The organism is Bacteroides sp. CAG:633, from assembly GCF_000435115.1.
In the GTDB taxonomy this organism is placed as follows: domain Bacteria; phylum Bacteroidota; class Bacteroidia; order Bacteroidales; family Bacteroidaceae; genus Bacteroides; species Bacteroides ndongoniae.
Genome location: NZ_FR883147.1, coordinates 8,132 through 14,126 on the forward strand (window position 1 = coordinate 8,132; position 5,995 = coordinate 14,126).

The 5,995-nt window shown below is 48.8% G+C and carries 4 protein-coding genes; 3 read left to right on the forward strand and 1 reads right to left on the reverse strand.

Features of this window, described 5'->3' with window-relative positions; all coding sequences use genetic code 11:
- Nucleotides 1-40: 40 nt before the first annotated feature.
- The 3 genes from QVP67_RS15735 (at nt 41) to lpxA (ending at nt 5,367) form a co-directional block, all read left to right on the forward strand.
- Nucleotides 41-3,118, forward strand: a complete 3,078-nt coding sequence (locus tag QVP67_RS15735; RefSeq protein ID WP_441293847.1) for an efflux RND transporter permease subunit — start codon at nt 41-43, stop codon at nt 3,116-3,118.
- Between the two features lie 73 nt (nt 3,119-3,191).
- Nucleotides 3,192-4,583, forward strand: coding sequence for a TolC family protein (locus QVP67_RS13965; RefSeq protein WP_022164174.1), 1,392 nt, complete (start codon nt 3,192-3,194; stop codon nt 4,581-4,583).
- Nucleotides 4,584-4,599: 16 nt separating this feature from the next.
- The gene (gene lpxA / locus QVP67_RS13970; RefSeq protein ID WP_022164175.1) at nt 4,600-5,367 is read left to right on the forward strand and encodes an acyl-ACP--UDP-N-acetylglucosamine O-acyltransferase; all 768 of its coding nucleotides are present in this window, start codon (nt 4,600-4,602) and stop codon (nt 5,365-5,367) included.
- 120 nt (nt 5,368-5,487) lie between these two features.
- Here lpxA and QVP67_RS13975 read toward each other — a convergent pair.
- A partial coding sequence (locus QVP67_RS13975) for a hypothetical protein (RefSeq protein WP_441293846.1) occupies nt 5,488-5,995 on the reverse strand: 508 nt, incomplete at its 5' end.

Genomic DNA, 5,995 nt, shown 5'->3' on the forward strand with positions numbered 1-5,995 from the left:
CCCCGATATGGCAGCCGTAAACGTACAGAACCGTGTGTCCATGGCACAAGGACTGTTGCCGGCCGAAGTAACCAAAGTCGGTGTAACCACCCAGAAGAGACAGACCTCTATGTTGATGATCTTCTCACTCTACGACGAGAAAGACCAATACAACATTGAGTTCATTGAGAACTACGCCAACATCAACCTTATTCCTGAGGTAAAACGTGTTACCGGTGTAGGTGATGCCAACGTGATGGGTGTGGACTACTCTATGCGTATCTGGCTGAAACCAGACATCATGGCTCAGTACAAACTGATCCCCAATGACGTAGTAGCAGCACTAGGCGAACAAAACATCGAAGCAGCTCCCGGACAGTTGGGTGAACGTGGAAAACAAACTTTCCAATACACACTGCGCTATAAAGGTCGTCTGCAACAAACCAGCGAATTCGAGGATATTGTTATCAAAGCACTCGAAAACGGTGAAGTTTTGCGTCTGAAGGACATCGCCCGTATCGAACTGGGACGTATGACCTACAGCTTCAATAATACAGTAAACGGTCACAAGGCTGTCAGCTGTATCGTTTACCAGATGGCAGGAACCAATGCAACCCAAACCATCAGCGACATTGAAGCATTGCTCGATGACTACGCAACCCAATTGCCTGCCGGCTTGAAGATCAACATTGCACAGAGTGCCAACGACTTCCTCTTCGCATCTATTCACGAGGTAGTAAAGACTTTGATCGAGGCATTCATCCTTGTGTTCATTGTGGTTTACATCTTCCTGCAGGACATGCGTTCTACCCTGATTCCGGCCATTGCAATCCCAGTAGCTTTGATCGCCACATTCTTCGTACTGAAGCTTATCGGATTCAGTATCAACTTGCTGACCCTTTCGGCTATGGTGCTCGCTATTGCCATTGTGGTCGATGATGCCATTGTGGTTGTCGAAGGTGTCCATGCCAAGCTTGACCAAGGTTACAAATCGGCCAGAGCAGCTTCTATCGACGCCATGCACGAATTGGGCGGCGCCATCGTCTCTATTACATTGGTGATGATGTCCGTATTCGTCCCTGTAAGCTTCATGGGTGGTACAGCCGGTACATTCTACCGCCAGTTCGGTCTTACCATGGCCATTGCCATCGGTTTCTCCGCATTGAACGCCTTGACACTGAGTCCTGCCCTGTGTGCCATCTTCCTGAAACCCCATAACACCAACGCTCCTCTTAAAGAGCGTGTTGGCACTGCCACCAAGGAAGCCCGTAAAATCTTCATTGCACGCTATGCCGACTCTTTGGGTCGTCTGATGCGTCCCGGTATAACATTGCTGTTCACTATCATCGCCATTATCGGTATGATCTTCGGTCTGTTCAGTTTCGAGAATCATCCGGTGCTCTGTGTTGTGATGATTGTCATCAGTATTCTGGCTTTGGCCGGTATGACAACCGACAAGTTCAAGAGCTCCTTTAATGATTCCTATAACTCACTTCTTGGCAAGTACAAAAAGCAAGTGCTGAAATTCATCCAGAAGAAATGGTTATCGGGAAGCATTGTAGTAGCTTCTATTGCCCTGCTGGTTGTCTTTATGCAGACAACGCCTACAGGTATGGTGCCCAATGAAGATACCGGTACCATCATGGGTGCCGTGACCTTACCTCCCGGAACCTCACAAGAACGTGCCCAGGAAATTCTGAACCGTGTAGACAGCCTCGTAGCTTCCGATCCTGCCGTACAATCGCGTACTATTATTTCCGGTTTTAGCTTCATCGGTGGCCAAGGCCCTTCGTACGGTTCGGTCATCATCAAACTGAAAAACTGGGAAGAACGCTCTACGATGCAGAACTCCAATATTGTTTATGCAACCCTCTTCATGCGTGCTCAAAAAGTGATCAAAGAAGCACAGGTATTGTTCTTCGCTCCGCCTATGATTCCGGGTTACTCAGCATCTAGCGATATCGAGCTTAACATGCAGGATAAGACGGGTGGTGACCTGAACCACTTCTTCGACGTGGTCAACGCTTATACAGCCGAATTAGAGAAACGTCCGGAAATCAACTCTGCACGTACCAGCTTCAACCCGAACTTCCCGCAGTACCTGCTGAATATTGATGCAGCTGCTTGTAAGAAAGCAGGCCTTAGTCCAAGCACCATTCTTACTACGCTACAAGGATATTATGGAGGTATGTATGCATCCAACTTCAACAGTTTTGGTAAGATGTATCGTGTCATGGTACAGGCAGAACCCGACGCAACCAAGAACCTGGAGTCACTGCAAAGTATCAAGGTGCGCAACGGCAATGAGATGGCTCCTATTACCCAGTTTGTTTCTATCGAGAAAGTTTACGGTCCGGATGTTATCAGCCGATTCAACCTATATACTTCTATGAAAGTCATGGTAGCTCCTGCTTCCGGCTACACTTCAGGTCAAGCGCTGCAAGCCATTGCCGAAGTAGCTCAGCAAAATCTGCCTGCCGGTTTCGGTTACGAATTAGGAGGTATGGCGCGTGAGGAGGCAGAAACCAGTGGTAGTACAACCGGACTTATCTTTGTACTGTGCTTCGTCTTCGTCTACCTGTTGCTGAGTGCACAATACGAAAGTTACATTCTGCCGCTGTCCGTATTGCTCTCAATCCCGTTCGGTCTGTTGGGAAGCTTCCTCTTCGTCAACGGAGCCAGTGCCATCGGCAGCATCCCTGCCTTGAAGATGATTATCGGCTCTATGTCCAACGACATTTACATGCAGATTGCCTTGATCATGTTGATGGGTCTGTTGGCCAAGAATGCCATCCTGATCGTTGAGTTCGCACTTGATCGCCGTAAGATGGGTATGAGTATCACATGGGCAGCCGTACTGGGTGCCGCCGCCCGTCTGCGTCCTATCTTGATGACGTCAATGGCCATGATCGTCGGTCTGCTCCCGCTGATGTTTGCTTCGGGTGCCGGCGCCAACGGTAACCGTACACTCGGAACATCGGCCATCGGCGGTATGTTGATCGGTATGATCCTGCAGATCTTCATCGTACCTGCCCTGTTCGTAGCTTTCCAATATCTGCAAGAGAAATTCAAACCGATGGAATGGGAAGACGTGGACAACTCCGATGCAGAACCTGAGATAGAACAGTACACCAAATAATATCCAAACAGGCAAGAATGCAGAATGAGCATCCAGACATGCTCATTCTACATTCTTCATTAAAATAGCATTTATGAAGAAACAAATCATAACTTTGATGTGTGCCACTGCCCTGTTAAGCAGTTGTCACATCTACAAATCATACGACAGACCCGAAGACATCACGACAGCAGGGCTCTATCGCGACACCGTAGCCGGTGGCGATACACTCGTTGCCGATACAGCCAATTTCGGGAATCTGCCCTGGAGGGAAGTTTTCACCGACCCGAAACTGCAAGCCCTCATCGAACAAGCACTGACCAGTAGCCCCGATATCCGCATTGCAGCCTTGAAAGTTAAAGAAGCTCAGGCTCCGTTACTGGCCTCTAAACTGGCATTTATCCCTGCATTGACTCTTTCGCCTCAGGGAACAGTCAGCAGTTGGGACAAAGGCAAAGCCACACAGACCTATTCGCTGCCCGTAACTGCCAGCTGGCAGATTGACCTGTTCGGACAACTTCTGAATCTGAAACGTCAGGCACAAGCCACTTTGGAACAAACCAAAGCCTACGAACAGAACACCCGTGTACAGCTCATCGCCAACACGGCCAATCTGTACTACACCCTGCTGATGCTCGACCGTCAGCTGGAAATAACCGAAGGAACAGCCGAGATTCTGAAAAAGAATACCGAAACGATGGAAGCCATGAAGGAATCCGGTATCTATAATACGACAGAAGCTGCTGTAGAGCAAAGCCGCGCTGCATACGCACAAGTGCAGGCTTCATTGCCTGACATCCGTACCAACATCCGCGAGATCGAAAACTCTCTCTGCCTGTTACTGGGCGAACCAGCACACGCCATCGAACGCGGTATACTGGAAGAGCAACAGCTCCCCAGCGATTTCTCAGCTGGCATTCCTCTGCAACTGCTTTCTAACCGTCCTGACGTAAAAGCAGCCGAACAAGCTTTGGCATCGGCTTATTACAATACCAACGTAGCACGCTCCAACTTCTATCCGCGCATTACCCTCAGCGGTTCGGCTGGTTGGACCAACAGTGCCGGTGCAGCCATTGTCAATCCGGCCAAATTATTGGCTAGTGCCGTGGCTTCGCTCACACAGCCGATCTTCCAGAATGGTGCTAACATCGCCAAACTGAAAATTGCCAAAGCCCAACAGGAAGAAGCCCAGATCCAGTTCCAGACCACCCTGCTCAATGCCGGAAACGAGGTAAGCAATGCGCTCGGCCAGTATCAGGCATGCAGCCAAAAGGTAGAAGCACGCAACATGGAAGTAAATTCTGCCAAGAATGCTGCCGATTATACAAAAGAATTGTTTAACTTAGGCACGTCAACTTATCTGGAAGTGTTGTCTGCTCAGCAATCCTACCTCAGCGCACAGCTTTCCGAGGTAAGCGATACATTCAGCCGCATGCAGGCTGTCATCAGCTTGTACCAGGCCTTGGGTGGAGGAAGAGAACAGTAATTAAAAACCTAATATTATGATTAGTCCATTAGCTTATGTAGACCCTGCCGCCAAAATCGGTAAAAACGTAACCGTACAACCGTTTGCCTATATCGAAGCAGATGTAGAAATCGGCGATGAAAGCATCATCATGTCCGGCGCACGTATTTTGAGCGGTACCCGCATGGGGAAAGGTAACAAAGTGCACCACGGTGCCGTATTAGGAAGTGAACCGCAAGACTTCCATTATACAGGTGAGCATACATTGCTCGTTATCGGCGACAAAAACGATATCCGCGAGAATGTAGTCATCAGCCGAGGAACGCACGAAGGACAATACACACAGATAGGCAACGAAAACTATCTGATGGATGGTGTACACCTGTGTCACGATGTGAAAATTGCCAACCATTGCGTACTGGGCATTAAAACCACAGTAGCAGGCGACTGTTGCATCGATAGTTACGTAATCTTAAGCAGCAACGTACTGTTGCAGCAAAACTGCCACATAGGAAGCTGGTCGCTGGTACAAAGCGGTTGCCGCATTTCCAAAGACGTACCTCCCTACATCATCATGGCCGGAAATCCTGCCGAATACCACGGAGTGAACGCCATGGTACTGCAACACAAGAATCAGGTCACAGATCGCATCCTGCGCCACATCATGAATGCATACCGACTGGTATATCAAGGTAACTTCAGCATTCAGGATGCCTTGCAGAAGATTGAAGACCAGGTGCCCATGAGCGACGAGATACGCAATATCATCGACTTCATTGGCAATTCGAAAGGCATCGTGAGGTAACATCTGTCACGCAAATAACTCTAATATAAGAAAAGAGGTTGCACAATCAGCGTGCAACCTCTTTTCGTTTTTATACGTTCCGTAGTGCCGTTGCACTACACATCTTAAAGCCTCATCTTATCAGTCTACCTTGACAACCTGCTGCGTAAACACCTTCACGCCTGGATAGGACGTCGGAATCTGTTCGGTCACATCTTCAAACAGGGCCATAGTAGGAATCAAGTAGTCTCTTGTCACTCCCTTCTCGTTCTTATAAGGCAACAATATCAGTGTGTATTCTTTCTCTTCCAACAGAAAGCGGTAGTACCACGGATTCTCCTCACTGCGGTCGGAGTTGACGATGAAGGTACCCTTCACCATTTCTTCCTCTTTGTCCATCTCCGTGGGATAGAAACTGAGCGTACCGCTGTATGCGTCCTGAGGATTGTCAGACACCATCCGGTAGCCTCCACCTGCCTTTTTTACTGGAATAGTGGCCAAGGCTTCCTCGCGGAGTCCGGCTTTCTGTTCGTCCGTCAGTTCTTCACCTCCAGTAATAAGAACATCCATACCTCCGATAACCAGCGTCTGTTTTGCCTGGAAAACATTTACTTTCAGTACAATGGATGCACCCGTACCGTCGGTCACG

Bases quoted from the DNA above. Each gene is read 5' to 3' on its own strand.
- QVP67_RS15735 (WP_441293847.1), top strand. From the start codon at position 41: ATGGCACAAGGACTGTTGCCGGCCGAAGTAACCAAAGTCGGTGTAACC.
- QVP67_RS13965 (WP_022164174.1), top strand. From the start codon at position 3,192: ATGAAGAAACAAATCATAACTTTGATGTGTGCCACTGCCCTGTTAAGC.
- lpxA (WP_022164175.1), top strand. From the start codon at position 4,600: ATGATTAGTCCATTAGCTTATGTAGACCCTGCCGCCAAAATCGGTAAA.